General features: G+C 62.8%; 27 protein-coding genes. 13 read left to right on the top strand and 14 right to left on the bottom strand.

The window, feature by feature from the left end; all coding sequences use genetic code 11:
• Nucleotides 1-23: 23 nt before the first annotated feature.
• Nucleotides 24-896, bottom strand: coding sequence for an AraC family transcriptional regulator (locus tag NLY36_RS08235; protein ID WP_023695797.1), 873 nt, complete (start codon nucleotides 894-896; stop codon nucleotides 24-26).
• A 199-nt stretch (nucleotides 897-1,095) separates the two neighbouring features.
• Between NLY36_RS08235 and NLY36_RS08240 the strand changes: the two genes are divergently transcribed.
• Together NLY36_RS08240 and NLY36_RS08245 are read left to right on the top strand one after the other, a co-directional pair.
• The gene (locus tag NLY36_RS08240; protein WP_023670046.1) at nucleotides 1,096-2,340 is read left to right on the top strand and encodes an MFS transporter; all 1,245 of its coding nucleotides are present in this window, start codon (nucleotides 1,096-1,098) and stop codon (nucleotides 2,338-2,340) included.
• Between the two features lie 141 nt (nucleotides 2,341-2,481).
• The gene (locus tag NLY36_RS08245) at nucleotides 2,482-3,396 is read left to right on the top strand and encodes an alpha/beta fold hydrolase (protein ID WP_023695798.1); all 915 of its coding nucleotides are present in this window, start codon (nucleotides 2,482-2,484) and stop codon (nucleotides 3,394-3,396) included.
• Nucleotides 3,397-3,475: 79 nt separating this feature from the next.
• Here NLY36_RS08245 and NLY36_RS08250 read toward each other — a convergent pair whose 3' ends face one another.
• Nucleotides 3,476-4,318 (bottom strand): alpha/beta fold hydrolase, encoded by an 843-nt coding sequence (locus tag NLY36_RS08250; RefSeq protein ID WP_156933159.1) that lies wholly within the window; start codon nucleotides 4,316-4,318, stop codon nucleotides 3,476-3,478.
• A gap of 151 nt (nucleotides 4,319-4,469) precedes the next feature.
• Between NLY36_RS08250 and NLY36_RS08255 the strand changes: the two genes are divergently transcribed.
• Nucleotides 4,470-4,901, top strand: coding sequence for a MarR family winged helix-turn-helix transcriptional regulator (locus NLY36_RS08255; RefSeq protein ID WP_023695800.1), 432 nt, complete (start codon nucleotides 4,470-4,472; stop codon nucleotides 4,899-4,901).
• Nucleotides 4,902-4,923: 22 nt separating this feature from the next.
• On the opposite strand, the gene NLY36_RS08260 is transcribed toward NLY36_RS08255, so the two are convergent.
• From NLY36_RS08260 to NLY36_RS08275, 4 genes are all read right to left on the bottom strand, one after another.
• Entirely contained in the window at nucleotides 4,924-5,685 is a 762-nt protein-coding gene (locus NLY36_RS08260; RefSeq protein ID WP_023695801.1) for a glutamine amidotransferase, read from the bottom strand.
• Nucleotides 5,686-5,764: 79 nt separating this feature from the next.
• Nucleotides 5,765-6,766 carry a rhamnose ABC transporter substrate-binding protein gene (locus NLY36_RS08265; protein ID WP_023695802.1) on the bottom strand — a complete coding sequence of 334 codons (1,002 nt, stop codon included), beginning with the start codon at nucleotides 6,764-6,766 and terminating at the stop codon, nucleotides 5,765-5,767.
• A 46-nt stretch (nucleotides 6,767-6,812) separates the two neighbouring features.
• A complete protein-coding gene (locus NLY36_RS08270; RefSeq protein WP_023695803.1) occupies nucleotides 6,813-7,802 on the bottom strand; it encodes an ABC transporter permease in 990 nt (329 codons plus the stop codon).
• Entirely contained in the window at nucleotides 7,799-10,360 is a 2,562-nt protein-coding gene (locus tag NLY36_RS08275) for an ATP-binding cassette domain-containing protein (RefSeq protein ID WP_023734976.1), read from the bottom strand. Before NLY36_RS08275 ends, NLY36_RS08270 begins: the two co-directional genes overlap by 4 nt.
• Before the next feature lie 242 nt (nucleotides 10,361-10,602).
• Between NLY36_RS08275 and NLY36_RS08280 the strand changes: the two genes are divergently transcribed.
• The 7 genes from NLY36_RS08280 (at nucleotide 10,603) to NLY36_RS08310 (ending at nucleotide 16,895) form a co-directional block, all read left to right on the top strand.
• Entirely contained in the window at nucleotides 10,603-11,835 is a 1,233-nt protein-coding gene (locus NLY36_RS08280) for an ROK family transcriptional regulator (RefSeq protein WP_245260171.1), read from the top strand.
• Between the two features lie 265 nt (nucleotides 11,836-12,100).
• The gene (locus NLY36_RS08285; protein WP_023686131.1) at nucleotides 12,101-12,745 is read left to right on the top strand and encodes a 50S ribosomal protein L25/general stress protein Ctc; all 645 of its coding nucleotides are present in this window, start codon (nucleotides 12,101-12,103) and stop codon (nucleotides 12,743-12,745) included.
• Between the two features lie 21 nt (nucleotides 12,746-12,766).
• Nucleotides 12,767-13,507 (top strand): aminoacyl-tRNA hydrolase, encoded by a 741-nt coding sequence (gene pth, locus NLY36_RS08290; RefSeq protein WP_023695806.1) that lies wholly within the window; start codon nucleotides 12,767-12,769, stop codon nucleotides 13,505-13,507.
• Between the two features lie 97 nt (nucleotides 13,508-13,604).
• Nucleotides 13,605-14,708, top strand: a complete 1,104-nt coding sequence (gene ychF, locus NLY36_RS08295; protein WP_023695807.1) for a redox-regulated ATPase YchF — start codon at nucleotides 13,605-13,607, stop codon at nucleotides 14,706-14,708.
• 211 nt (nucleotides 14,709-14,919) lie between these two features.
• Nucleotides 14,920-15,894, top strand: a complete 975-nt coding sequence (gene corA / locus NLY36_RS08300; protein WP_023695808.1) for a magnesium/cobalt transporter CorA — start codon at nucleotides 14,920-14,922, stop codon at nucleotides 15,892-15,894.
• A 78-nt stretch (nucleotides 15,895-15,972) separates the two neighbouring features.
• The gene (locus NLY36_RS08305) at nucleotides 15,973-16,434 is read left to right on the top strand and encodes a MaoC family dehydratase (RefSeq protein WP_023734977.1); all 462 of its coding nucleotides are present in this window, start codon (nucleotides 15,973-15,975) and stop codon (nucleotides 16,432-16,434) included.
• On the top strand, nucleotides 16,431-16,895 hold the full coding sequence (locus NLY36_RS08310; RefSeq protein ID WP_023695809.1) for a MaoC family dehydratase: 465 nt from the start codon (nucleotides 16,431-16,433) through the stop codon (nucleotides 16,893-16,895). Before NLY36_RS08305 ends, NLY36_RS08310 begins: the two co-directional genes overlap by 4 nt.
• 136 nt (nucleotides 16,896-17,031) lie before the next feature.
• Here NLY36_RS08310 and NLY36_RS08315 read toward each other — a convergent pair whose 3' ends face one another.
• From NLY36_RS08315 to petA, 5 genes are all read right to left on the bottom strand, one after another.
• The gene (locus tag NLY36_RS08315) at nucleotides 17,032-17,577 is read right to left on the bottom strand and encodes an adenine phosphoribosyltransferase (RefSeq protein WP_013529989.1); all 546 of its coding nucleotides are present in this window, start codon (nucleotides 17,575-17,577) and stop codon (nucleotides 17,032-17,034) included.
• Nucleotides 17,578-17,586: 9 nt separating this feature from the next.
• Complete coding sequence (locus tag NLY36_RS08320) at nucleotides 17,587-18,732, bottom strand: alpha-hydroxy acid oxidase (RefSeq protein WP_023670030.1); 1,146 nt, start codon at nucleotides 18,730-18,732, stop codon at nucleotides 17,587-17,589.
• 185 nt (nucleotides 18,733-18,917) lie between these two features.
• A complete protein-coding gene (locus tag NLY36_RS08325) occupies nucleotides 18,918-19,790 on the bottom strand; it encodes a cytochrome c1 (protein ID WP_023670029.1) in 873 nt (290 codons plus the stop codon).
• Nucleotides 19,791-19,813: 23 nt separating this feature from the next.
• Nucleotides 19,814-21,157 carry a cytochrome b gene (locus NLY36_RS08330; protein ID WP_023670028.1) on the bottom strand — a complete coding sequence of 448 codons (1,344 nt, stop codon included), beginning with the start codon at nucleotides 21,155-21,157 and terminating at the stop codon, nucleotides 19,814-19,816.
• A gap of 16 nt (nucleotides 21,158-21,173) precedes the next feature.
• Nucleotides 21,174-21,674, bottom strand: coding sequence for a ubiquinol-cytochrome c reductase iron-sulfur subunit (gene petA / locus NLY36_RS08335; protein WP_245259858.1), 501 nt, complete (start codon nucleotides 21,672-21,674; stop codon nucleotides 21,174-21,176).
• Nucleotides 21,675-21,993: 319 nt separating this feature from the next.
• Here petA and NLY36_RS08340 point away from each other — a divergent pair, with 319 nt between their 5' ends.
• The 3 genes from NLY36_RS08340 to NLY36_RS08350 are packed head-to-tail and all read left to right on the top strand — an operon-like array spanning nucleotide 21,994 to nucleotide 23,041.
• Nucleotides 21,994-22,269 carry a type II toxin-antitoxin system Phd/YefM family antitoxin gene (locus tag NLY36_RS08340; protein WP_031199226.1) on the top strand — a complete coding sequence of 92 codons (276 nt, stop codon included), beginning with the start codon at nucleotides 21,994-21,996 and terminating at the stop codon, nucleotides 22,267-22,269.
• Nucleotides 22,269-22,691, top strand: coding sequence for a type II toxin-antitoxin system VapC family toxin (locus tag NLY36_RS08345; RefSeq protein ID WP_023670025.1), 423 nt, complete (start codon nucleotides 22,269-22,271; stop codon nucleotides 22,689-22,691). Before NLY36_RS08340 ends, NLY36_RS08345 begins: the two co-directional genes overlap by 1 nt.
• 5 nt (nucleotides 22,692-22,696) lie before the next feature.
• Nucleotides 22,697-23,041 carry a cupin domain-containing protein gene (locus NLY36_RS08350; protein ID WP_023683696.1) on the top strand — a complete coding sequence of 115 codons (345 nt, stop codon included), beginning with the start codon at nucleotides 22,697-22,699 and terminating at the stop codon, nucleotides 23,039-23,041.
• A 20-nt stretch (nucleotides 23,042-23,061) separates the two neighbouring features.
• Here NLY36_RS08350 and NLY36_RS08355 read toward each other — a convergent pair whose 3' ends face one another.
• The 3 genes from NLY36_RS08355 to NLY36_RS08365 form a co-directional block, all read right to left on the bottom strand.
• Nucleotides 23,062-23,370: a DUF6665 family protein gene (locus tag NLY36_RS08355; RefSeq protein ID WP_023670023.1), complete on the bottom strand. Its 309-nt coding sequence runs from the start codon at nucleotides 23,368-23,370 to the stop codon at nucleotides 23,062-23,064.
• Between the two features lie 100 nt (nucleotides 23,371-23,470).
• On the bottom strand, nucleotides 23,471-23,848 hold the full coding sequence (locus NLY36_RS08360) for a GNAT family N-acetyltransferase (RefSeq protein WP_245260172.1): 378 nt from the start codon (nucleotides 23,846-23,848) through the stop codon (nucleotides 23,471-23,473).
• Between the two features lie 3 nt (nucleotides 23,849-23,851).
• Complete coding sequence (locus NLY36_RS08365) at nucleotides 23,852-25,735, bottom strand: ABC transporter ATP-binding protein (protein ID WP_023695811.1); 1,884 nt, start codon at nucleotides 25,733-25,735, stop codon at nucleotides 23,852-23,854.

Genomic DNA, 25,735 nt, shown 5'->3' on the forward strand with positions numbered 1-25,735 from the left:
AGTACTGCGGGCTTTTCCTGGCGCTACAGCGCCGGGGCCTCAAGTCGAGGCTGAGCCCGCCGCATGCCTTCGTCGCGGGCGCCGCGCATATAGCCGCGCGGCGAGGCGCCAAGCATGCGCTTGAACATGGTTATGAATGCCGGCACGCTGTCATAACCGAGGTCGAGCGCCACCCTGGTGATCGGCTCGCCATCGGCGAGCCTGGGCAGGGCCGCAAACAGGCAGGCCTGCTGGCGCCAAGTCGACAAGGACAGTCCGGTCTGGCGCTGGAAGGCGCGGGTGAACGAACGGCGGCTCATGCCTGCGGCATCCGCCCACTCGTCGATCGTGGCGTGCGGCGAAGGTGCCGCGACAAAGCGTCGGCAGAGCGCCGCCAGCTTCGGGTCGGACGGGAACGGCAGCCCGAGCGGCCGTTCCGGCAAGGTCGGGATCTCGTGCAGCAAGAGGTTCATGATCAGCCCGCCGCGGCCTTCCAGTTCGCTGCCTTGCGGCAGCTTTTCCGATTCGACGATCAGGCTGTGCATCAGCTCGGTGATGCCGACGACGCGCAAACCTTCCGGCAGGCCGGGGATAGCGCCCGGCATGACATAGACCGAGCGCATCGAGACGTCGCCCAGCATTTCGACAGAATGCTCGGTGCCGGCCGGTATCCACATTGCGTGGTCGGGCGGCACCATCCAGCGCCCGTACCTGGTCGTCACCAGCACGACACCGACCAGCGCATGCAGCAGCTGGCTGCGGCTGTGGCGGTGTTGCGGCACGAGGTAACCGTCGGGATATTCGGTCGGCAAAGCCACCGCCGGCCCGGAAACCTCCTCCAGCCACTGCCAGCGGCTTTCGTGCAATCGGCCGAGATCGGCATTGCCGGCGCGGAAGATGTCCCTGCCATGTGGCATCGGCTATGGCCCACTTGCGAAACTATTGGACCAAACCACGAAAGAAGTCGCCTGGCAAGCGGCTTATAAGGCAGCCATCCCCAAGGCGCTCCGCAGGTCGCCCAAGCGCTTCAGACGAGCGTCCTTAAGGCGGTCCGCGGGAGCGGCCGCCAAGCCTGCCCGCGGGCAAACACCCGCCAAAAAGACCTCGGAGCCTGCCTTGACCGATACGACAGCCACCAGCATTGCACCGCAGCCAAGCGCCAGCCTCCCTTCAGCCCAGGCGACCGCCTTCACCGTCATTCTGGCGGTGAGCTTTTGCCACGGCATCAACGACATCATGCAATCGCTGCTGCCGGCGATCTATCCGCTGCTGAAAGAGAACTACGGTCTCGATTTCTGGCAGATCGGTCTTTTGACCTTCACGTTCCAGGTCACGGCGTCGCTGCTGCAGCCGGTCATCGGCATGATCACCGACAAGCGGCCAATGCCCTATTCGCTGCCCTACGGAATGGCGTCCTCGCTGATTGGCCTGATCGTGCTCGCCTATGCCGGCCACTATGCGCTGCTTCTGGTCGGCGCCTCGCTGATCGGCATCGGCTCGGCGATCTTCCATCCGGAATCCTCGCGCATTGCCCGCTTTGCCTCCGGCGGCCGCTTTGGCCTGGCGCAATCTTTGTTCCAGGTCGGCGGCAATTTCGGCCAGTCGATGGGGCCGCTGCTCGCTGCCTTCATCGTCGTGCCCTTCGGCCAGACCAGCATTTCATGGTTCGCCGTCGGGTCTCTGATCGGCATCATCGTTTTGTCGCGGGTCGGCGGCTGGTACAGCCGGATGCGCGCCGCGCAGGGCAATCGCAAGGCGGCAAGCTTCGTCTCCCCCTTCCCGCGCAAGAAGGTGATGGGAGCGCTGGCGGTGCTAACGCTGCTGGTGCTGACCAAGAACGCCTACATCGCCTCGCTCTCCAGCTACTACACCTTTTATTCCATCCATAAGTTCGGCGTGTCGGTGCAGATGAGCCAGGTCATGCTGTTCCTGTTCCTCGGCGCCTCGGCGCTGGGCATCCTGCTCGGCGGACCGTTCGGCGACCGCTACGGCCAGAAGGCGATGATCTGGTTCTCGATCGTCGGCGTGCTGCCGTTCACGCTGGCGCTGCCCTACGCCAATTTCGAATGGACGATGGTGCTGACGGTGCTGATCGGCCTGATCCTGTCCTCGGCCTTCTCCAACATCGTCGTGTTTGCGCAGGAGTTGGTGCCGGGACGTGTCGGCACCATCGCCGGGATCTTCTTCGGCTTCGCCTTCGGCATGGGCGGCATTGCAGCCGCCGTGCTCGGCGTCGTCGCCGACATGAAGGGCATCGATTTCGTCTTCCAGATCTGCTCGTATCTGCCGCTGCTCGGCCTGCTGACGGTGTTCCTGCCCAACATGAAGGAAGCCAGGAAGGCGCAAGCGGCGGCCAGATAAAACCGGTCGATTTTGCGGATTTGACGCAGGGCGCGGCATTGCTGCGCCCTCTGTGATTCTTTCACCATGCGCTGGTTGAAAAGCCTGCTAGAGATAGTCATCAACGAAGGCTTGGGGCCTTCGACGTCTCTGGGGGATGACATGCGCAAGATCGTATTGGCCGTATTGGGTGTGCTTCTTGTTACCTTGCCGGCGACGGCACGCATCGTTCCCTTTCCGCCGGGTTTCAAGACGCAGTCCGTCGAAACCAACGGCACCAAACTCTATGTGCGCGTCGGCGGCAAAGGTCCCGCCGTCGTGTTGCTGCACGGCTTTGCCGATACCGGAGACATGTGGGGCGCGGCGGCCGTCGCGCTCGCAAAGGACCATACTGTCATCGTGCCGGATCTGCGCGGCATGGGTCTGTCCGCCCACCCGGAAGCCGGCTACACCAAGAAGAACCAGGCCGTCGACATCGTCGGCGTGTTGGATGCGCTGCAGATCGACAAGGCCGACCTGGTCACGCACGACATCGGCAACATGGTCGGCTATGCGCTTGCCGCTCAGTATCCCAAGCGCATCACCAAATGGGTCATCATCGACGCGCCGCTGCCCGGCATAGGCGACTGGGAAAAGATCAAGCAAAGCCCGCTGCTTTGGCACTTCAACTTCCGCGGCCCTGATATGGAGCGGCTGGTCGCGGGACGCGAGCGCATCTATCTCGACCGCTTCTACAACGAGCTGTCGGCTGACCCCAAGAAGATCGACGAGGCGACGCGCAGGCACTACGCCAAACTCTATGCCCGCCCGCATGCGATGCATGACGCTTTCGAGCAGTTCAAGGCGTTTGACCAGGACGCGATCGACAACCAGGCGATGCTTGCCGCCGGCGGCAAACTGACCATGCCGCTACTGGCTGTCGGCGGTGAAAAATCCGCTGGCACTACGCAGGCCGATCTCCTGCGGCTTGTTGCGACCGATGTAACGGGCGGCATCGTGCCCGCCTCCGGTCACTGGATCATGGAGGAAAACCCCGAAGACACCGTCAAGCTGATCACTGGTTTTCTCGATAAGTAGGCACTGTCCCGCTGACATTTCGACGAAACCAAAAGCACCCGCCTGACGGCGGGTGCTTTGCCTATCCAGGTGGACGATTCTAGGCCTGGAAGAAGGCCAGCAGGTCGGCGTTGATGACATCGGCATGGGTGGTCGCCATGCCATGCGGGAAGCCCTTGTAGATCTTGAGCTCGCCCTTCTTGAGCAGCTTGACCGAGAGCAGGGCGGAGTCGGCGATGGGAACGATCTGGTCGTCGTCGCCATGCATGACCAGCACCGGCACGTCGATGGCCTTCAGATCGTCGGTGAAGTCGGTTTCCGAGAACGCCTTGATGCAATCATAGTGCGCCTTGGTGCCGCCCATCATGCCCTGGCGCCACCAATTCTCGACGACAGCCTGCGACACCTGGGCGCCGGGGCGATTGAAGCCGTAGAACGGGCCGGCCGCGACGTCGTGGAAAAACTGGGCGCGGTTGGCTGCCTGGGCGGAGCGGAAACCGTCGAACACCTCGATCGGCAGGCCGCCGGGATTGGACGCCGTCTTCAGCATGATCGGCGGCACCGCGCCGAGCAATGCGGCCTTGGCGACACGGCCGCCGGAGCCGTACTTCGCGACATAACGGGCCACTTCGCCGCCACCGGTGGAATGGCCGACATGGATGGCGTTCTTGAGGTCGAGATGCGCTGCAAGCTCCGCGACATCGGCGGCGTAGGTGTCCATCTCGTTGCCGGTATCGGTCTGGGTCGAGCGGCCATGGCCGCGCCGGTCATGGGCAATGACGCGGTAGCCCTTGGACAGGAAGAACAGCATCTGGGCGTCCCAGTCGTCGCTGCTCAGCGGCCAGCCGTGATGGAAGACGATGGGTTGTCCCGTTCCCCAATCCTTGTAGAAAATTTCGGTGCCGTCCTTGGTGGTGATCGTGCTGCTGCCGGGCTTGGTCATCTCGCTCTCCATTGATTGCTTCCGCGATAATCAATATCGCGATAACCATACGACTAGCGCAGGTCCAAATCCTTGTCTACAGAAAATATGTATCGCGATATCATTTTTCGTGGTACATATTGATGTGCTCAGTCGGCTAAAGGAATGCCTCGTGCCTCTCCCGTTGGACAACCAGCTCTGCTTCACGCTTTACGCCACCAGCATGGCAATCAATCGCACCTACAAGCCCATGCTGGACGAGATGGGCATCACTTATCCGCAATATCTCGTGCTGAACGCACTTGCCGAAGCCCGCGGGATGTCGGTCGGCTCGATTGCGCACAGGCTCGCTTTGGAATCGAGCACCATCACGCCGCTGGTGAAGCGCATGGAACAGGCCGGTCTCGTCACCCGCCAGCGCAGCCAGACGGACGAGCGCCAAGTGCAGGTCGACCTGACGCCTGCCGGCCGCGCGCTGCTCGTCCAGTGCAACTGCCTCAACGAAACCCTGATCGAACGCTCGGGCATGACGATGGCTGATCTCGATGCCTTGAATCGGCGGATCCAAGCGCTGCGCGAAGCGTTGAGCAGCAAGCCGGACTAGCTGCCCTACAAACACGCCAGGCTTAATCCTTGCCGGCCAGCCAGCGCACGACGTTGCCCATCAGCTTGCCGTAGAGCGGCCATCCCAAAAAGTCCTGCGACAGCCAGTGTGGGCCGATGTCGGTCGCCCACGCGACGGTGCGGCCACGGCCATGCTCACGAACCGCAAGCAGCGGCCAGTCCGTGCCGCGATAATGGCAGGTCGCCAGAAGCTGGGACGAGCCGTCGCGCCTAAAATCGAGTTTGTTCATGCCGAGGATCGGCGGCAACGGACCCGCGACACCGGCAAGGATCGGATGCGACGCCTGAAGGATCGACGGCTGCAGGCCTTGCGGCACTTCCAGCCCGTCCGAGAATGGCAGGCAGCGCACGGGCAGCACGTCCTCGACCGGGGTGTCGTGGAAACGCGCCGTGCCGAACATGCCTTGGAACCCCATATAGCCGCCGGCCAGCATCAGCCCGCCGCCGCCTTCGACATAGGCCTTGAGGACGTCGAGGCGGTTGACGCCGATGCGCCCGGCGCGGGCCTCCGGCGTGACCAGCAAGGTCAGCGCGCCGACATCGGAGATCACCACCGCCTGGTATTCGGCCAGCGCGTCGAGGTCATACGGAAATTCGGCCGCACAGCGATCGCCACCGATCTGCGTCACCGCTATGCCCTCTGCGGCAAGGGCGGCATTGAAGGCCGTCGCGCCATTCACCCATGTCGCACTTGTCAGAACGTCGCCGCCGGCAGCGACCGACGTCGTCGCCGCGAAGGTCTCGCCTGCCAGCAAGAGTTTCATCGTCGCCCTCACGCTTTTCGACTGACAATTGAACGAGCGGGCGCCGGCTTGAACCGGCGCCCGCCGGGCCTTGGGAGGCTTAGAACTTAAACTCGGCCAGGTTTTCCGGCGTCACGATCTTGGCCGGGCCAAGGATCAGTTCGCCGCTGGCCCCGATCGTGTATTCGCCGAGCCTGCCCGCCGTGAACTTCTCACCTTCCTTGCCGGTGATCTTGCACTGCGCTAGCGCCTGGGCCGCCTGATAGGACAGGTAGCCGAGATCGGTGACATTCCACCAGATATCCTGGGCAGCGCCATCCTTGATGTATTTCGAAATCAAAGTGGCCGGCGCAAGGCCGGTCAGCTTGACCTTGCCGATCATACCGGCTTCCTCGAGTGCGCGCGCGGCCGCCGGAAGGCCAATGCCTGCCGGCACGATGATCACCTTGAGATCCGGAAACGCCTGCACCAGCGCCAAGGCCTGCTGCTGGTTGACCTGCTCGCTCTCCTCGCCATAGGCGACCTGCACCAGTTTCATCTTGGCGTATTTCGGCTCTGCCGCCATCTTCGCCTTCATGAAGTCGATCCAGGCGTTCTGGTTGGTCGCCGTCGGCGTCGACGACAGGATGGCGAACTCGCCTTCGCCGCCGCTGAGGTTGAATGCGCTTTCCAGCATCATTTCGGCCAGACTGTCGCCCTTCACCTGGTTCACGAACACCGCGCGCGCATCGGCCGCGACGTCGGAATCGTACGATATCACCCGGACGCCTTGCTGAACGGCGCGCTTCAGCGCAGGCGCAACCGCATTGGCGTCGTTGCCGGCGATAGCGATGACCCCGACCTTCTGCGACACAAGGCTGTTGATGAATTCGATCTGTGCCTCGGCCGTCGCCTGCGACGGGGCGACCTGGGTGGCGGTGCCGCCAATTTCCTTCGCAGCCTCCTCGGCGCCGCCGAAAGCCACCTTGAAGTAGGGATCGGTGTCGAGCTTGGGCAGGAAGCCGACCGTTACAGGTTCCTTGGCGCATTCCTGGCTGTATGCCAGCGAGGCCGGCGCAAGCAGAACCGCGGATGCGAGCAGGGCTATTCTAAACGCTTTCATTGTGTCTCCTCCGTCAGAATTCGGGCTTGAAGAAAGGGGCCCGAGATCACCCCTTGGTTTCGCGCAGGACGCGCGATCTTGACAGCCGCTCCTCCAGGGAGCGCCAGTAATTGCCGACCAGCAGCGAGCCGATCAGAAGCAGGCCGATGATCATGCCTTGAGCGTCGCCGCCGATCTGGTTGAGCGCCAGCACATTTCGGATGATGGCGATCAACAGCAGCGCCAGCATGACCCCCGTGAGCCGCCCCTTACCACCGAAGACGCTGACGCCGCCGAGCAGCACGATGGTGATGACATCGAGCTCCATGCCGAGCGCATTGTTGGCGCGGGCGTTGGAGAGGCGCGCGGTATAGACGATGCCGGCGATGGCCGCGACCATGCCCGAAACGACGAACAGCTTCAGCACCATTTTGCGCGTATCGATGCCGGAATAGCGCGCCACTTCGGGGCTGCCGCCGAGCGCATAGATGCGCTTGCCGGTCGGCGTCTTCTGCAGCACCACCGCGAAGATCGGCGCCAGCAGCAGGAACGGCACGATGGTCCACGGGATTTGTGTGCCCGGCAGATTGCTGATGCCGAAATCGACGACCGCCGGCGGCAATATGTTGACCGAACCGGTGCCGAGCAGGATGTAGCCAATGCCCCGATAGAGCGCCATGGTGCCGAGCGTCACCACCAGCGACTGCAGCCCCAGCCCTGAAACCAGATAGCCATTGAAGGCGCCGAGCAGGCCGCCGAAGACCAGCGTCAGCGGAATGGCCGCGAGCGTCGGCACGCCGCCCTGGACGAGCAGGCCAAACACCACGGATGTCAGCGCCAGCACAGAGGCGATCGACAGGTCGATCTCGCGGGTGATGATGAGCAGCGTCATCGGCAGGATCAGCAACGCCTTTTCCGAGGCGCTCGCCGCCAGTTGAGAAAGGTTAAAGCCGGAAACGAAATTCGGCACGAAGACCGCCGCATAGACGAAGACAGCGAGGCAGGCGGTCGCCAGCAGCAGATCCCAGAAGTCGATCGAGCGGATAAACTTTCTCATCTCGCCCTCGCCTGTCTTGCCTGTTCGGCACGCCGCGCGATGAAGGTGTCGATGCCGATGGCAACCAGGATCACCAGGCCATAGACGCCCTGCAGCCAGAGCGGGTCGACACGCACCAGCGTCAGCCCGTTCTTGATGACCAAGAGCGTGAGCGCGCCAAGGATGATGCCGAGCAGCGTGCCCGAGCCGCCGCGGATGGCGACGCCGCCGACCACGGCGGAGGCGATCACGGTGAGCTCGAAGCCGAGCGCGACGCGGGCATCGATGGTGGCGTAACGCGATGCCCACAGCGCCCCGCACAGGCCGCCAAGCAGGCCGGCCATGCCGAAGGCCAGCAGGATGCGCCGGTCGACCGGAATGCCGATCAGCCGTGCGCCGTCCGGGTTGGAGCCGGTGGCAAACAGCTCGCGTCCGGTTGCGGTGCGATAGAGCAGCACATAGCCGGCGCACAGGATGACAATAGCGATGACGACGATCAGCGGCACGCCGGCGATCTTCAGCCCGGTCATGTCGAGCCAGGCTTGCGTGACTTCGTCGGCGCTGACCTGGTCGCCCGCCGCCCAGATCGAGTTGAAGCCGCGGAAGATCGACATCGAAGCCAGCGTAACGACGATGGCCGGGATCTTTCCCCTGGTAACGACAAGGCCGTTGAGCAGTCCGGCAAAGCCGCCGACCGCGCAGGCGGTGATCAGGCCGATGCCGATGTCCAATCCGGGATAGGCCTGAACCATGCTGGCCGCCATATAGGCGGAGAGGCCGATCACAGCTGCGATCGACAGGTCGATGTTGCGGGTGATCAGCACCAGCATCTGCGCCAGTGCGGCGACAATCAGCAAGGCCGCGTCCATCGACACAGCGGTGAGGTTCGCCGCGCTCACCATGCGCGGGTTGATGATGGTGACCGGAATGGCGACGGCGAGCATCGCCGCAAGCAGGCCGAATTCCCGCCGCTTCAGAAAATCGAACGGTCCTTTTGCCTTTTCCTCCTCGGCGGCGCGTTCTATCTGCGCTGCCTGGCCGGCACGTTCATCGGTCCTGGTCGCCGCTTCCAGTACCTTTTCCTGCGTGGCTTGCCCGCGCGAAAACTCGGCAGTCTGGCGGCCTTCGCGCAACACGATAATGCGGTCGCACATGCCGATCAGCTCGGGCATCTCTGACGAGATCAGCAGGATCGCCATGCCTTGCGCGGCAAGGTCAGCGATCATTGCATGCACTTCCGCCTTGGTGCCGACATCGATGCCTTGCGTCGGCTCGTCGAGGATGAGCACGCGCGGCTCGGTGCGCAGCCATTTGGCCAGCACCACCTTCTGCTGGTTGCCGCCGGATAACTCTTTCACCGGCTGCCCGTAGCCGGAAAAGCGCAGCTTCATGCGCTTCAGCCAGTCCGCCACCAGACCGATGGCGCGGTCGGTGCCGTAGAGACCGCGTTGTGCGGCCTTGTCGAGAACAGGTAGCACCGCATTGTCGAGGATGGAGAAATCCATCACCAGGCTCTGGCCCATGCGATCTTCCGACACATAGGCGATGCGCGCATCCATGGCGTCGCGCGCCGAGGCGAACTGCACGGGCTTGCCGTCGATCAGGATTTCGCCGGCGTCGGGCCGGTCGATACCGAACAGCACGCGCGCAATCTCGGTGCGTCCGCTGCCGACCAGGCCGCCAAGCCCCAGCACCTCGCCGGCGTGAAGCTTGAGGTCGATACCGGCAAACCCGCCGGCGCGCGAAAGTCCCTTCCCCTCCAGCACCAGCGCGCCTGAGGCATGGCGCCGTTCGGGATAGAGGTCGGTGACTTCACGCCCGACCATCATGCTGATGGCGGCAGCGCGGCCAAGCTCGGCTTTCGGCTTGACGCCGATCAGGCGCCCGTCGCGCAGCACGGCGATGCGGTCGGCGATGCGGAAGATTTCATCCATGCGGTGGCCGACGAACATCATCGCCACGCCATGCAGCCTGAGATCGGCAACGACGGAAAACAGCCGCTCGACCTCGCGCTGTGACAGCGCCGCCGTGGGCTCGTCCATGATCAGCACGCGGGCATCCAGCGACAGCGCGCGGGCGATCTCGACCAGTTGTTGTTCAGAGGTACGCAGTGTTCCCAGCCGCGTTGCCGCCGGCACGTCGAGCCCGACGGTAGCCAGCACCTTGCGGGCGCCGGCCAGCATGGCGGCATTGTCGATGCCGCCAAAGCGGTCGCGCGGCATGTGGCCGAGATAGATGTTCTCCGCCACCGACAGATCGGGAAACAGGCCCGGATGCTGGTGCATAACCGCAATGCCGGCCGCTTGCGCGTCATGCGGCGAATGGAAGACGGCTGATTTGCCGTCAACCTCGACATCACCGCTGGTGGGAGAATGCACACCGGCCAGAAGCTTCACGCAGGTGCTCTTGCCGGCGCCGTTTTCGCCAAGCAGCGCCAGCACCTCGCCCGAGCGCAATTCGAAGGAGGCGTCCTTGAGCGCAATCGTGCCGCCGAAAGCCTTCGTCGCCTGAACCAGGGCAACAGGAACAGCCCGCACCACCGCAGCGTCGGCTTCGCTTTGTGTGCCCGAGTGCAGCACGTCTCCTCCCTGACTAGTTATTTTTTCAATTTGCTATATTAAATAGCGCAAAGGCGCAACGGCAAAATTGACTTCCATGGTTCCGACGCGCACTGTCGCCGCCAACATAGGCACCGCAGGGTGCGCTCGGCCGCAGGTGGTTTGCGGGCTTCGCGCCGGGAACGGGACATTTGGGGAGTGTGCGGGTTTTGTCAGGGAAAGGCAGCAATTCTGTCAAAGTTCGGCACTATAATGAGCGTTTCGTGCTCGACGCCATCCGTCGCCTCAAGGAAGCCTCCAAGTCCGATCTGGCGCGCGCGGCAAGCCTGACGCCGGCGGCCGTCGCTGCCATCGTCGACGGCCTGGAATCTTCCGGATTCGTAAAGCAAGTGGGAAAAAGGTTCGGGCAGCGCGGTTCGCCCTCCACGCTGTACCGGCTGACGCCGGAGCGCATCTACAGCGTCGGCATCAAGATCGGCCGGCGTGCGCTTGAAGCCGTTCTGGTCGACTTCGCCGGTGAAATCCGCGCAAGAGAGTCGCACGAATACCGCTTCCCCGATCCTGATTTGGTGCTGAAGGCCGGCAATATGGCGCTGGCCACCTTCGAAAAGCTGGTGGATGGGGTTGGCGATGCCAGCATCGTCGGCGTCGGCATTGCCTCACCCTATTTCCTCGGCGGCTGGAGCGAGGAACTCGGCTTTCCCGACGATCTCGGCAGCCGCTGGGAGGCGATCGACCTGACGACATGCTTTGCCACGCCGGCGAAGACGCCGGTGTTCGTGGAAAACGACGCCACGTCGGCGGCGCTGGCCGAACTTGTCCAGGGCGCCGGCGCCCGCTTTCGCGATTTCATGCACATCTCGATCGACACTTTTGTCGGCGGCGGCCTGGTGCAAGGCGGCAGGGTCCATACCGGGCCGCATGGCAACAGCGCTGCCCTCGGACCCTTGCCGGTCTCGCCCTCAAGCCTCGATTCGGTGGCGGCGAAGCCTACGCGCTACCAGAGCCTGCTGCATCGCGCCTCGATCTATGTGCTGGTCAATCACCTGAGGTCGCGCGGCGTGGTGATCAATCGTGTGCGGGAACTCGATCCGTTGCCAGCCGAAGCGCGCGTGCCGCTGTTCGAATGGATCGACGATTGTGCGAGCGCGCTGGTCGAGGCGATCATCGCCATCACCTCCATCATCGACATCGAGGCCATCGTTCTCGACTCGATCCTGCCCAGGCCGATCCATCTCGAACTGCTGGCAAGGGTGCAGACCCAGTTCAACCAGGCCAGCGCAATCGGCATCGTGGCGCCGGAGATCGTGTCGGGGCAATTCGGCCCTGAGGCCTCCTCGATCGGCGCTGCCATGCTTCCGTTCTCGGCGCTGCTGGCGCCCGACAGCGGCGTGCTCATGATCGGCAAGGACCGGACGAAACTGCTGAGCGCTCTGTCCACGCTGGGTGGCGCCAAGGGAAACGGATCAAATCCGCCCACCGACCTGCCGGCCTGAGCGCAATGCGGCGCGCCCAACGCAGGCATCGGCCGCCCTTGCCCGCCATGGCTTGCACGCCTGCCCGCCTTCCGCTATAGAGCCGCCACCCGCGTAGACACCCTTGGAGGCAACGCGGCGGAAGGCTGCCTTCCCTTGTGATCCCGAACAAAGCTCCGCGTATGCGGTTTCTGGCATTCGGACATCCAGGCCTGGCGGCTTTCGACGTTTACGGTCCAGGCACACTGCCACCGCAAACGCTCCATAAAACGCGAAAGGAAATGCCATGAGCCACGATACTTACGAGCTCAAGGCCGAAGCGCGCGAACAGGTCGGTAAGGGGTCCGCCCGTGCAGTTCGCCGCAACGGTAAAGTGCCTGCAGTTATCTACGGCGACAGACAGCCTCCCCTGGCGATTGCGCTGAACTACAAGGACGTCTTCTACAAAATCCATGGCGGCGGGTTTTTGACCACGATCGCCACGATCGATGTCGACGGCAAGAAAATCCAGGTTCTGCCCAAGGATTTCCAGCTCGACCCGGTCAAGGATTTCCCGGTCCATGTCGACTTCCTGCGCATCGGCAAGGACACCGAGGTCAACGTCGACGTGCCCGTCCACTTCATCAATGAAGACAAGTCGCCCGGCATCAAACGCGGCGGCGTGCTCAACATCGTGCGTCACGAAGTCGAGTTCCACTGCCCGGCCAATGCGATCCCGGAATTCATCACCGTCGATCTCACCGGCGCCGACATTGGCGATTCGATCCACATCTCGGCGGTTACCTTGCCGGCCGGCGTCAAGCCGGTGATCTCCGATCGCGATTTCACCATCGCGACCATTGCCGGCTCCTCGGCGATGAAGCCGGAGACGGAAGAGACGGCGGAAGCGGCAGCCCCCGAAGCGGCGGCTCCTGCTGCCGAAGAGAAGTAATTTTCGGGCCCGGAGTTCACGATGCTTGTCTTTGCAGGCCTCGGCAATCCGGGCGCGAAATACGCTGATAACCGGCACAATGTCGGCTTCATGGCGGCGGACGCAATTGCCCGCCGCCATTCGTTTTCGCCCTGGTCGAAGAAGTTCCAGTGCCTGATCGCCGAAGGCACGATTGCCGGCGAAAAGATTCTTCTGATCAAGCCGCAGACCTTCATGAACCTGTCGGGACAGCCGGTCGGCGAAGCCCTGCGCTTCTACAAGCTCGGCCCCGAGGCGCTGACCGTCTTTTACGACGAGATCGACCTGCCGGCCGGCAAATTGCGGGTCAAGGTCGGCGGTGGCGCCGGCGGACACAACGGCATCCGCTCGCTCGACCAGCATGTCGGTAAGAACTTTCGCCGCGTGCGCATCGGCGTCGGCCACCCCGGTGTCCCGGAAATGGTGCACGGCCATGTCCTAGGCGACTTCGCCAAGGCCGACCGCGGGTGGCTGGACGTGCTGCTCGACACCATCGCCGACGATGCCGGACTGCTGGCCAAGGGCGAAGACAGTTCCTTCATGAACCGCATCACGCTGGCGCTTCGCGACAAGCTCGTGCCGACCAGCGACGACGACCGCCCGCCGCCCAAGGCGCCGAACACGCAGAGCCCGAAAGCCCAGAGCCACATCCGCCAGGCCCGACCGCAGCAGGCGCCAACCAAGCTGCCGGAAAGCGGCCCGATGGCGGCGATGTTGAAGAAGCTGTTCGGCAAGAAGGACTGAGCTTCGATAGGATCGGGACCGCAGGGCTTGACGTTCCTTACCCCTATCGCCCATAGCCCTCATCAAATTTCTAGTTTCCCGATAGGACCGGACGAACATGGGTTTCAAATGCGGTATCGTTGGCTTGCCCAACGTCGGCAAGTCGACGCTTTTCAACGCGTTGACCAGGACGGCGGCGGCGCAGGCCGCCAACTATCCGTTCTGCACCATCGAACCGAACACCGGCGAGGTGGCAGTGCCTGACCCGCGGCTGCAGAAGATCGCCGCGATCGCCAAGTCGAAAGAGATCATCCCGACCCGCATCTCCTTCGTCGACATTGCCGGCCTGGTGCGCGGCGCCTCCAAGGGCGAAGGGCTGGGCAACCAGTTCCTCGCCAACATCCGCGAGGTCGACGCCATCGTCCACGTGCTGCGCTGCTTCGAGGATGACGACATCACCCATGTCGAGGGCAAGATCGACCCTGTCGCCGACGCCGATACAGTCGAGACCGAGTTGATGCTCGCCGACCTCGACAGCCTCGAGCGCCGCATCGTGCAGTTCCGCAAGCGCGCCGGCAGCAAGGACAAGGAAGCAACCACCGTGCTGCCGATGATGGAGGCAGCGCTCGAGCTGCTGCAGGCCGGCAAGCCGACCCGCATCCTGCTCAAGGGCATTTCAGCCGAGGATTTGCGCATCCTGCAGGGGCTGAACCTGTTGACCTCGCACCCCGTGCTCTATGTCTGCAACGTCGCCGAAGCCGACGCCGCCACCGGCAACGAGCACACCAAGGCCGTGGAAAAGATGGCGACAGCGCAGGGCGCCGGCACCGTCGTAATCTCGGCCGCGATCGAGGCCGAAGTCGCCCAGCTCTCGGACGAAGAAGAGATGGAGTTCCTGTCGTCGCTCGGTCTCGACGAACCCGGCCTCAACAAGGTCATCCGCGCCGGCTATGATCTGTTGCATCTCATCACCTATTTCACCGCCGGGCCGAAAGAGACGCGCGCCTGGACCATCCACAAGGGCGACAAGGCCCCGCAGGCCGCCGGCGTCATCCACACCGACTTCGAGCGCGGCTTCATCCGCGCCCAGACCATCGCCTATAACGACTACGTCACGCTGGGCGGCGAAGTGGCGGCCAAGGAGGCCGGCAAGGCGCGCGACGAAGGCAAGGAATATGTCGTCCAGGACGGCGACGTGCTGCTGTTCAAGTTCAACACCTGAGACGCCGAGGCATCTCGCGGCTCGCGCGCTGACGGCGGCCGATCACAGCTGCGTCAAGTGGAGGAGCCAGCCTGCCGCTTCGCTTGACTGCCTTTGGCACCGGGTCTAAGGCCCTCTGCATCCGACTGGCCGTGGCCGTGGGAACTGCCGCGCGTGCAAGACCCATCGCTATCGAACGGAACCTCTTGGGCTCAACCAATGGAGAGCGGCGATGATCAAGGCCTTCGTCGTCGACAATGACCGCCTGCGCCCCGCCGACGATCTCGTGGCCAATGGCGATCACGTCGTCTGGGCCGACCTTCTCAACCCGACCAAGGAAGAAGAAACAGCGATCGAGACCTGGCTCGGCGTCGCCATCCCGACGCGCGAGGAGATGGAGGAGATCGAGATTTCGAGCCGCCTCTACATCGAGGACGGCGCCTACTTCATGACCGCCACCTTGCCGGCGCAGACCGAGATCGATGATCCCTTGATGTCACCGGTTACCTTTGTGCTTGCCGGCCCGAGACTGGTCACCATCCGCTATCATGAGCCGAAGGCGTTCAAGACCTTTCCCCTGCGCGCCGAGAAGGTGGCGACAGGCTGCACCACCGGCAACACCATCCTGATCGGCCTGCTGGAGGCGATCGTCGATCGCCTAGCCGATATTCTCGAACGCGCTGGCCGTGACATCGAGACGATCTCGCGCGATATCTTCGAAGCGCGGTCGACCAAGGTGAACAAGCGCAATCGCGACTTCCAGGAACTGCTCAAGGCCATCGGCCGCAAGGAGGACATTGCCTCCTCGATCCGCGACAGCCTTATCTCGCTGCAGCGCCTCACCGGCTTCCTTGCCCATGTCGCGACCCAGATCAAGATGAGCAAGGACGTCCGCGCCCGCATCAAGACAGTATCGCGCGACGTGCTGTCGCTCGCCGACCACGCCACCTTCCTGTCGCAGAAGATCTCGTTCCTGCTCGACGCGACGCTCGGCATGATCTCGATCGAGCAGAACGCCATAATCAAGATCTTCTCGGTCGCCGCCGTCATCTTCCTGCCGCCGACACTGGTAGCTTCGATCTACGGCATGAATTTCGACGTCATCCCGGAGCTGAAATGGGAGCTCGGCTATCCCTTCGCCATCGGCCTGATGATCCTGTCGGCGATCCTGCCGTTCTGGTATTTCCGCCGCCGCGGCTGGTTGTAGGCCCAATAGAATTCGCTTGACCAAACGCCGCCCGGACGGCATCCGGATGCCCGGTGATCGTACAACCGGATTGGGATCATGACCGCAAAAAGCTGGGCCTACGAGGATTTCACCGAGGGCGCATCGATCGACCTCGGCGCCAAGCAGGTGAGTGCGGCCGAAATCATCGAATTCGCCACCGAATTCGACCCGCAGCCGATGCATCTCGACGAAGCCGCCGGCAAGGCCAGCATCCTTGGCGGCTTGGCCGCCTCCGGCTGGCACACCTGCGCGATCTTCATGCGCATGCTGTGCGACGCCTTCCTGCTCGACTCGACCGCGCAAGGCGCGCCCGGCATAGACCAGGTCAAATGGAAGAAGCCGGTGCTGGCCGGCGACACGCTGGCCGGCAGCACCAGCGTGCTTGCCAGGCGCCTGTCGAAATCCAGGCCTCAGCTCGGCCTCGTCACCTTGCGCAGCGAACTGTTCAACCAGCGCGGTGAAAGCGTCTTCGAACTCGGCAACACCGTCATGTTCTTGACCCGCGAGGCCGGCGCATGAGTCTCGACGCGTTCTTCCGCATCGGCGATACCATCAACCTCGGTTCGCACACATTCGAAGCCGAGGCGATCAAGGCGTTCGCCCGCAAGTACGATCCACAGGTCTTTCATGTCGACGAGGAGGCGGCGAAGAAAAGCGTGTTCGGCCGCCTCTGCGCCTCAGGCTGGCACACCGCGGCCACCTGGATGAAGCTCAATCTCAAAAATCCTATGGACGCTTCTCAATGGACCGGACCCGGCCCGGTACCAGAATTCGGCCCCTCCCCCGGCTTCAGGAACCTGAAATGGCCAAAGCCGGTCTATGCCGGAGAAACCGTCACCTTCATGCGCACGGCCCTGTCCCACCGCCCGCTCGCCACCCGCCCCGGCTGGCGGCTGCTCGCGCTGCGCTCGGAAGGATTCGATTCTACGGGCGACAAGGTGCTGGAGTTCGACAGCGCGGTGCTGGTGAAGGCTGGGTAGGGCTAGGGTTTAGGCAGTAGGGATTAGGCAGCAGTGGGTGCTGCTCCTTGCACGGAATGCGGAGCTTCACTCCCTACTCCCTACTCCCTACTCCCTACTCCCTACTCCCTACTCCCTACTCCCTACTCCCTACTCCCTAATGCCCCTCAAACCCGATCAACGTCCGCACCGGCACGCCCAGCGCTTCGAGCTTCGCCCGTCCGCCGAGATCCGGCAGGTCGATGACGAAGCACGCGGCAAGAATATCGGCGCCGATCTGCCTCAGCAGCTTGACCGCCGCCTCCGCCGTGCCGCCGGTCGCGATCAGGTCGTCAACCAGGATCACCTTCTCGCCCGGCGCAACGCCGTCCTTGTGCATCTCCATCTCGTCCAGCCCGTATTCCAGGCTGTAGGCGACGCGTACCGTCTCGTAAGGCAACTTGCCCTTCTTGCGGATCGGCACGAAGCCGGCCGAAAGCTGGTGCGCGACCGCACCGCCGAGGATGAAGCCACGCGCCTCGATGCCGGCGATCTTGTCGATCTTCTGGCCGGCATAGGGATGCACCAGCTCGTCGATGGCGCGGCGGAAGGCGCGCGCATTGCCGAGCAAAGTGGTGATGTCGCGAAACAGGATACCGGGCTTGGGGTAGTCCGGAATGGTGCGGATCGCGGCGAGCAGCGTGTCTTCGAGCGAGGATTTCATGGGTCGAGATTACCTGAAACGGAGGTTGTTGCGCGACAATTGTTCGATCGAACTGCAGCCCATCAGCTTCATGCCGCGCTCGATCTCGATCCGCATCTGCTCCAGCGCCCGCTCGACGCCCGGCTGTCCGGCCGCCGCCAAGGGGAACAGATAGTAGCGGCCGACGCCAACAGCCTTGGCGCCGAGCGACAGCGCCTTCAGCACATGGGTGCCGCGCTGCACGCCGCCATCCATGATGACGTCTATTCTGTCGCCGACGGCATCGACGATCTCGGCCAGTTGGTCGAACGCCGCCCGCGAGCCGTCCAGCTGCCGGCCGCCATGGTTGGACAGCACAATGCCGCTGCAGCCGATCTCGACGGCGCGCTTGGCATCCTCCACCGACATGACGCCCTTGAGACAGAACGGACCTCCCCACAGTCTGACCATCTCGGCAACATCGTCCCAGGTCATCGACGGATCGAGCATCTCGGTGAAGTAGCGGCTGATCGACATCGTGCCGCCGCCCATGTCGACATGCTCGTCGAGCTGCGGCAGCTTGAATCCCTCATGGGTGAAATAGTTGATCGCCCATCCCGGCTTCAGCGCGAACTGCAGCATGCCGGCAAGGTTGAGCTTGAAGGGGATGGCAAAGCCGGTGCGCTTGTCGCGCTCGCGGTTGCCTCCGGTGATGCTGTCGACGGTCAGCATCATCACTTCGACTCCAACCGCTTTCGCCCGCTGCATCATCGCCCGGTTGAGGCCGCGATCCCGGTGGAAATAGAACTGGTAGACCTGCGGGCTGCTGCTGATCTTGCGCGCTTCCTCAAGACTGACGGTGCCGAGCGAGGACACGCCAAACATAGTGCCGAATTTGGCCGAAGCCTTGGCCACCGCGCGCTCGCCTTGATGATGGAACAGCCGCTGCAAGGCGGTCGGCGAGCAATAGACGGGCATGGCCAGCTTCTGGCCCATCACCGTCACCGACATGTCGATCTCGCTTACCCCGCGCAGCACGTTGGGAACGAGGTCGCAGCGCTCGAAACTCTCGGTGTTGCGGCGATAGGTGACCTCGTCGTCGGCCGCGCCATCGATGTAGTTGAAGATTGGGCCCGGCAACCGCTGCTGGGCCATGCGCCGGAAATCGGAAAAGTTGTGACAGTCGCGTAGCCGCATCATCGATCCAAATGCCCCTCTAGCCGGCTATCCGCCGGGCGCGCGTGCAATACCAATCGCATGGCGCCGTGCCAACGGACTTCTTACTGGACGGCTGCTGCGCCAAGATGCGAACCATGTCCGGTTTGGCAAGCAAAAAGGGCGTCCGAAGACGCCCTTTCCATTTCCGAGGAATAAGATGCGGCTTAGTGCGCCACGCCTTCCCATACCTTGCGCTTGGTCAGATACATCAGCGCCCCGAACAGAAGCAGAAACACCAGCACGCGGAAGCCGGTCTTCTTGCGGTCTTCCATATGCGGCTCGGCCGCCCACATCAGGAACGCCGAGACGTCGCGCGAATACTGGTCGATCGTCTGCGGCGAACCGTCATCATAGGTGACCTGGCCGTCGGAGAGCGGCTTGGGCATCTTCAGCGACACGCCGGACATGAAGTATGGATTGTAGTGGGTGCCTTCGGGGATCACCATGCCGGCAGGTGGCGTCTCGTCGTAGCCGGTCAGCAGCGAATGGATGTAGTCCGGGCCGCCCTGCGCATATTGCGTGAAGATGTCGAAGACGAAGCGCGGGAAGCCGCGCTCGACGCCGCGCGCCTTGGCCAGCAGCGACATATCCGGTGGGGCAGCGCCGCCGTTGGAAGCGGCAGCCGCCTCCTCATTGGCGAACGGCGCCGGGAAATGGTCGGACGGCTTGCCCGGGCGGTCGAACATGTCGCCGGCATCGTTGGGTCCATCATGGATGGTGTACTCGGCCGACAGGGACTTGATCTGCGCTTCCGAATAGCCGAGGTCCTCCAGCGTGCGGAACGCCACCAGATTCATCGAGTGGCAGGCCGAGCAGACTTCCTTGTAGACCTTCAAGCCACGCTGCAGCTGCGCCTTGTCGTAGGTGCCGAACGGACCGGCAAAAGTCCAGTCCATCTCCTTCGGCTCGTGGATCGGGAAATGCGTCGGTGCCGCCGCGTTGTGCGCCTCTTCAGCGGCGATCGCCACACTGCCGACGGCTCCGATGCCAGCGGCAAACACGCCTAGCAGGGCGAGCGAGGTGAGAATCTTTTTCATGCCAAATCCCCTTAGATTCTCACTCAGCCTTTGGTTTCCGGCGCCGCGGTCGCACCGGCCGGATGTCCCCCTCCGGCACCCTTGTTCTTCTCCAGCACCGCCTCGGTGATCGAATTCGGCAGTCTGCGTGGCGTCTCGATCAGGCCAAGCACCGGCAGGATGACGAGGAAGAAGGCGAAGTAGAACAGTGTCGCCGCTTGAGCGTAGCCAACGTAGTTGCCCGAGACCTCACCTATCAGGAGGGTCAACAGACCGCCGCCTTCCGCCGGCTGCGAGCCAAGCCAGCCAAGCAGGACAGCGTCGGCGACGAACAGCCAGAAGAACAGCTTGTACCAGGGCCGGTAGACCGCCGAGCGCACCTTGGAGGTGTCGAGCCACGGCACCAGGAACAGCATGACGATGGCGCCGAACATGCACAGCACGCCACCGAGCTTGGAGTTGATCGGCCCGATGTTGAAGGTGATCGCGCGCAGGATCGCGTAGAACGGCAGGAAGTACCATTCCGGCACGATGTGGGCCGGCGTCTTCAGCGGGTTGGCGATCGTGTAATTGTCCGGATGGCCGAGAAAGTTCGGCAGGTAGAAGACGAAATAGGCAAAGAAGAACAGGAACACGATCATGCCGAATGCATCCTTGATGGTCGCATAGGGCGTAAAGGCAACGGTGTCGGTCTTCGATTTCACCTCGATGCCGGTCGGGTTCGACTGGCCGACCACATGCAGCGCCCAGACGTGCAGCACGACGACGCCGGCAATCATGAACGGCAGCAAATAGTGCAGCGCAAAGAAGCGGTTGAGCGTCGGGTTGTCGACGGCGAAACCGCCGAGCAGCAGTTCCTGGATCCAGTTTCCGACCAGCGGAATGGCGCTGAAGAAGCCGGTGATGACGGTGGCGCCCCAGAAGCTCATCTGACCCCAGGGCAGCACATAGCCCATGAAGCCGGTCGCCATCATCAGCAGATAGATGATGCAGCCGAGGATCCACAGCAGCTCACGCGGCGCCTTGTAGGAGCCGTAATAAAGCCCGCGGAAGATGTGGATGTAGACAGCGACGAAGAAGAACGAGGCGCCGTTGGAATGCATGTAGCGCAACAGCCAGCCCGAATTGACGTCGCGCATGATCTTCTCGACCGAATTGAAGGCGAGGTTGGTGTCGGCGGTATAGTGCATGGCCAGCACGATACCGGTCAGGATCTGCGCCACCAGCATGATCGTGAGGATGCCGCCGAAGGTCCACGCATAGTTAAGGTTGCGCGGCACCGGATAGGCGATGAAGCTGTCATATACCATGCGCGGCAGCGGCATGCGGGCGTCGAACCAGCGTTCGATACCGGTCTTGGGCGTATAGGTCGAGTGTCCCTCGCTCATCGAATTATCCCCTGCCTCAACCGATGAGGATTTTGGTATCGGAAATGAACTTGAATACCGGCACGGCCATATTTTCCGGCGCCGGGCCTTTGCGGATGCGGCCGGCGGTATCGTACACCGAACCGTGGCACGGGCAGAACCAGCCGCCGAAATCGCCTTCCTGGCCAAGCGGAATGCAGCCCAGATGCGTGCAAACCTGCACCATCACCATCCAGGCTTCCTTGCCGGGCGTGGTGCGGTTGGCGTCGGTCGCCGGCGCATCGGCGGGCAGATTGGCGTTGCGGGCGATAGGATCCTTGAGGTCGGCAAGGTTCACGGCTTCGCCGTCCTTCATCTCCTGCTCGGTGCGATTGCGCACCACGACCGGCTTGCCGCGCCATTTGACAATCAGCGACATGCCAGGCGTCAGCGAGGCGACATCAACCTCGACCGAGGCGAGCGCCAGCGTCGAGGCATCGGGGCGCATCTGGTCGATGAACGGCCAGGCAACGGCGCCTGCGCCAACGACTGCGGCCATGCCGGTGGCGACGTAGAGAAAATCACGACGGTTGGGATCCTGGGTGTCGGTTGCGCTCACGGGTGCCTGATCCTTTCGCCTCTTCCGAGCCGGCGGCCGAGCTTTGTCCCCGCTCCATCGCGCCGGCCCGACAGCGCATGGCGAACAAGCTAGCGAATTCCTCCGGCATTTGGATTTCGGTTTATGCGTGAAGCCCGTTTTTGTCCAGCGGGCTGAAGCCACAAGGGCAGATTGTCGCGGGCGTTCCGCACGAAGAGAAATTTGACGAGCTTGGCCGAATGTAGCAATATGTCTACATCTTCCGGATGGAGGTGTTGATATGAATATCTCGACGAAGACGATAACCATCATGTCGAGCCGTGAATTCAACCAGGACACGGCGCATGCCAAAAGGGCAGCCAAGAACGGGCCGGTCATCATTACCGACCGCGGCAAGCCCTCCCATGTGCTGATGTCGATGGAGGAATATGAGCGTTTAGGGAAGAAGCCGAGAAGCCTCGCGGACGCGATTGCCGATGATCGCCCCGAAGCAGATTTCGACTGGGAACCACCTCGCCTGGAAGGACCGTTTTTCAAGATTCCCGAACTCGACTGATGTTCATTCTTGACACCAATGTCGTTTCGAATCTGCGTCGTCGGGACAAGGCCGATCGCAACGTTTTGGCCTGGTCAGAGACCCACGACATCGCCAGCTTTTTCATGTCGGTCATTTCGATCCTGGAACTCGAAATCGGAACATTGCTCTTGTCGAGGAAGGATACTCGCCAGGCCACCATGTACCGTGAGTGGTTGGATCAGACACTCATTCCACAGTTTGACGACCGGATATTGAGCATAGACACGGCTGTTGTCGTGCGTTGCGCAAACCTCCACGTTCCCGATCCAAAGCCGGAGCGCGACGCCCTCATAGCCGCTACCGCGCTCGTCAAAAACTTGACAGTCGTGACCCGCAACACCAAGGATTTTGAAGGCACCGGCGTGAAGCTTTTCAACCCCTGGATACCGACGAAGGGTTAGAGGCTATGGCACACATCATCGACCGCGAGACCTGGACCAGGACGCCCGGCCGCTGGCAGGGCGAACTGCAATGCGGCGCCTACGACTCCAACTCCTGCCTGATTTTCAACTATCAGGAAGAGATTGGCGGCGGCCCGCGCCTGCACACGCATCCCTATTGTGAAATCTTCATCATCCGGCAAGGCACCGGCCTGTTCACGATCGGCGACCAGCAGATAGAGGCCACGGCCGGCCAGATCCTGATCGTGCCGCCCGATACGCCGCACAAATTCACCAATCTTGGCCCAGGCCCGCTCGAAACGACCGACATCCACGAAAACGGCAGCTTCATCACCGAATGGCTGGAATGATTGTTGCCGGCTGGTGACCTCTAGCTTGCACCGAGCCTGACCAGCACGGCCCTTGGGATATCGTATTCGCGGATGGCCGACTCATGCCGGCGCAGGCCGCAGAGTTCACGCTGGATGAAATAGGCGTGCACCGCCGCGGCAGCCTCCTTGAGCAGCCGCGGTCGCTGCTCCTCGTCGCCGTTGTTCTGACGGAGCTTGGCCAGCGTTTCCTCGACCCGTTGGCCGGCACGGCCGAGCGCTGCGGCCTTTTCAGCCAGTATCTCATGGCCGAGGGCGTCGAACGCGGCTTCGGCAGCCGAGGCGCCTAGGGATGGCGGACGCAGTGACATCTCAGCCTCCTTTTATGTCTTGAGAGAGCATCATGCGGTGCGTGACGAATTCTTCGCTCACCACCGGCTGGAAACCAAGCCGTTCATAGAACCCAAAGGCTTATTGTGGCGCGCGGGTGTTCAGCACGGCAAAATGCTGACGTGCCCTGTCAATGACGGTCTCGACCAGCATGCGGCCAATGCCGCTGCGGCGATGACGCGCGCTGACGAACAGGTGCCTGACCCGGCCGTGGTCCCTGCCTTCGAAATAAGGGTCGATGTTCAACCCGCACACACCAGCGAGTTCTCGGCCATGCCATGCACCAAACAGCGCCTCGCCTCGTTTCAGGAACTTGTTGCGGTCGCCCGCCCAGCCATCCGCCAGCCGCACCAGCATCCAGTAGCCTTCCAGCCGGCTCTCCTCCTTCAGCGCATCGAAGGCCGGCGCGGTTGGCCGCAGCCGCTTGAGGACGTAGCCGACATCAGGCGACGCTGCCATGCCCTACTCCGCCGGCCGTGTCTCTTCCAGCACGCTTTCCTCGTGGTAGAGGAAGCCGCCGGACTGCCGCTTCCACAGCCGCGCATAGAGCCCGTCGAGCGCCACCAGCTCGTCATGCGTGCCCTGTTCGACGATGCGGCCTCCGTCCAGCACCACAAGACGGTCGAGCGCGGCGATGGTCGACAGCCGGTGCGCTATGGCGATGACCGTCTTGTTCTCCATCAGCCTGGCCAGATTCTCCTGGATCGCCGCCTCGATGTCGGAATCGAGCGCCGAGGTCGCCTCGTCGAGGATCAGGATCGGCGCATCCTTGAGGAAGACGCGGGCGATCGCGACGCGCTGGCGCTGGCCGCCCGACAGTTTCACGCCGCGCTCGCCGACAAAAGCCTCGTAGCCGGTACGGTCCCGGTTGTCGCGCAGGCCCAATATGAACTCGTGCGCCTCGGCCTTCTTCGCCGCCGCGATCACCTCGGCGTCAGTTGCATCCGGCATGCCGAGCTTGATGTTGTCGCGTAGCGAGCGGTGGAACAGCGCCGTGTCCTGGCTGACCACGCCGATATTGGCGCGCAGCGAGTTCTGCGTCACCTCGGCGACGTCTTGCCCGTCGATCAGGATTTTGCCGCTCTCGAGGTCGTAGAGGCGCAAGATGAGGTTGGCGAGCGTCGTCTTGCCCGCGCCGGACGGCCCGACCAGCCCGACCTTCTCGCCAGGCTTGACCACAAGGTCGATGCCATTCAGCACGCCAAAACCCTTGCCGTAGTGGAACTCGACATTCTTCACCTCGATGCGGCCGCCGGCGACGACAAGCTCTTTCGCATCCGGCGCATCGACAAGGCCAAGCGGCTGCGAGATCAGCGCCTTGGAGTTTTCCAGGACGCCGAGATTTCGCAATATGCCGTTGAGCTGCATCATCACGCGCCCGAGCAGCATGTTGAGCCGCAAGACCAGCGACAGCGTGAACGCGACGGCGCCGACGGTGATCGACCCTTCGACCCAGAGATAGACGGCAAAGCAGCCAATTGCGGTGATCATGATGCCCGACAGCGTCGTCAGCGCCATGCGCACGCCGGTCAGCCGGCGGGTGAAGGGCCGTAGTGCATCGAGATAGATGTCGAAGCCGTTCTTGATGTAGCGGTCGTCGCCGTCGGCCGAGAATAGCTTCAGCGTCTGCACGTTGGAATAGGAATCGATGATGCGCCCATTGATCATCGAGCCAGCTTCAGCCGTGGCCTCGGCATGCCTGCGGATCGAGGGCAGATAGAGCTTGGCCAGCCAGGCGAACGCGAGGATCCAGATCACCACCAGCACGGCCAGGCGCAGATCCAGCCCGGCGACCAGCGCCAAGGTCGTCACCGTATAGATGAGCATGAACCAGATGACCTCGATGAAGCTCTCCATCAGGTCGCCAGTCGCCTGCCCCGCCTGCCAGACTTTTGTCGCGATACGGCCGGCGAAATCGTTCTGGAAGAAGGTGTAGGACTGGCGCGATACGTGCCGGTGCGCCTGCCAGCGCACCAGATTGTAGAACCCCGGCGTGATCGTCTGTTCGTTGACCAGCGCCGACAGGCCGACGACGATGGTGCGGATGACCAGCACCACTGCGATCATGAAGACAAGCTCAGGCCCGGCGGCGGTCCACAGGGCGTCCCAGCTGCGCTCGCCGGGAAGCTGATCGAGAATATCGACCAGCCGCCCGACGAAGTAGAAAAGCCCGGCCTCGATCAGCGGCGCGATGCCGCCGATGACCAGCATGGCGAAGAAGGCGAACTTCGCCTGGCCGACATAGTGCCAGAGGAAGCCGCCGACGCTTGGCGGTGGCCGAAGGTCCGCCGGCTCCCTGAACGGATAGACCCAGTCCTCGAACCAGCGATAGACGGCTGTCATCAT

This window comes from Mesorhizobium sp. C399B (genome assembly GCF_030323185.1).
Classification (GTDB): domain Bacteria; phylum Pseudomonadota; class Alphaproteobacteria; order Rhizobiales; family Rhizobiaceae; genus Mesorhizobium.

Excerpts from the sequence above, each read along its gene's own strand:
- NLY36_RS08235 (WP_023695797.1), bottom strand. The coding sequence starts at position 896 with ATGCCACATGGCAGGGACATCTTCCGCGCCGGCAATGCCGATCTCGGC.
- NLY36_RS08245 (WP_023695798.1), top strand. The coding sequence starts at position 2,482 with ATGCGCAAGATCGTATTGGCCGTATTGGGTGTGCTTCTTGTTACCTTG.
- NLY36_RS08250 (WP_156933159.1), bottom strand. The coding sequence starts at position 4,318 with ATGACCAAGCCCGGCAGCAGCACGATCACCACCAAGGACGGCACCGAA.
- NLY36_RS08260 (WP_023695801.1), bottom strand. The coding sequence starts at position 5,685 with ATGAAACTCTTGCTGGCAGGCGAGACCTTCGCGGCGACGACGTCGGTC.
- NLY36_RS08265 (WP_023695802.1), bottom strand. The coding sequence starts at position 6,766 with ATGAAAGCGTTTAGAATAGCCCTGCTCGCATCCGCGGTTCTGCTTGCG.
- NLY36_RS08270 (WP_023695803.1), bottom strand. The coding sequence starts at position 7,802 with ATGAGAAAGTTTATCCGCTCGATCGACTTCTGGGATCTGCTGCTGGCG.
- NLY36_RS08285 (WP_023686131.1), top strand. The coding sequence starts at position 12,101 with ATGAGCCACGATACTTACGAGCTCAAGGCCGAAGCGCGCGAACAGGTC.
- pth (WP_023695806.1), top strand. The coding sequence starts at position 12,767 with ATGCTTGTCTTTGCAGGCCTCGGCAATCCGGGCGCGAAATACGCTGAT.
- ychF (WP_023695807.1), top strand. The coding sequence starts at position 13,605 with ATGGGTTTCAAATGCGGTATCGTTGGCTTGCCCAACGTCGGCAAGTCG.
- corA (WP_023695808.1), top strand. The coding sequence starts at position 14,920 with ATGATCAAGGCCTTCGTCGTCGACAATGACCGCCTGCGCCCCGCCGAC.
- NLY36_RS08305 (WP_023734977.1), top strand. The coding sequence starts at position 15,973 with ATGACCGCAAAAAGCTGGGCCTACGAGGATTTCACCGAGGGCGCATCG.
- NLY36_RS08310 (WP_023695809.1), top strand. The coding sequence starts at position 16,431 with ATGAGTCTCGACGCGTTCTTCCGCATCGGCGATACCATCAACCTCGGT.
- NLY36_RS08315 (WP_013529989.1), bottom strand. The coding sequence starts at position 17,577 with ATGAAATCCTCGCTCGAAGACACGCTGCTCGCCGCGATCCGCACCATT.
- NLY36_RS08320 (WP_023670030.1), bottom strand. The coding sequence starts at position 18,732 with ATGCGGCTACGCGACTGTCACAACTTTTCCGATTTCCGGCGCATGGCC.
- NLY36_RS08325 (WP_023670029.1), bottom strand. The coding sequence starts at position 19,790 with ATGAAAAAGATTCTCACCTCGCTCGCCCTGCTAGGCGTGTTTGCCGCT.
- NLY36_RS08330 (WP_023670028.1), bottom strand. The coding sequence starts at position 21,157 with ATGAGCGAGGGACACTCGACCTATACGCCCAAGACCGGTATCGAACGC.
- petA (WP_245259858.1), bottom strand. The coding sequence starts at position 21,674 with ATGGCCGCAGTCGTTGGCGCAGGCGCCGTTGCCTGGCCGTTCATCGAC.
- NLY36_RS08340 (WP_031199226.1), top strand. The coding sequence starts at position 21,994 with ATGAATATCTCGACGAAGACGATAACCATCATGTCGAGCCGTGAATTC.
- NLY36_RS08345 (WP_023670025.1), top strand. The coding sequence starts at position 22,269 with ATGTTCATTCTTGACACCAATGTCGTTTCGAATCTGCGTCGTCGGGAC.
- NLY36_RS08350 (WP_023683696.1), top strand. The coding sequence starts at position 22,697 with ATGGCACACATCATCGACCGCGAGACCTGGACCAGGACGCCCGGCCGC.
- NLY36_RS08355 (WP_023670023.1), bottom strand. The coding sequence starts at position 23,370 with ATGTCACTGCGTCCGCCATCCCTAGGCGCCTCGGCTGCCGAAGCCGCG.
- NLY36_RS08360 (WP_245260172.1), bottom strand. The coding sequence starts at position 23,848 with ATGGCAGCGTCGCCTGATGTCGGCTACGTCCTCAAGCGGCTGCGGCCA.
- NLY36_RS08365 (WP_023695811.1), bottom strand. The coding sequence starts at position 25,735 with ATGATGACAGCCGTCTATCGCTGGTTCGAGGACTGGGTCTATCCGTTC.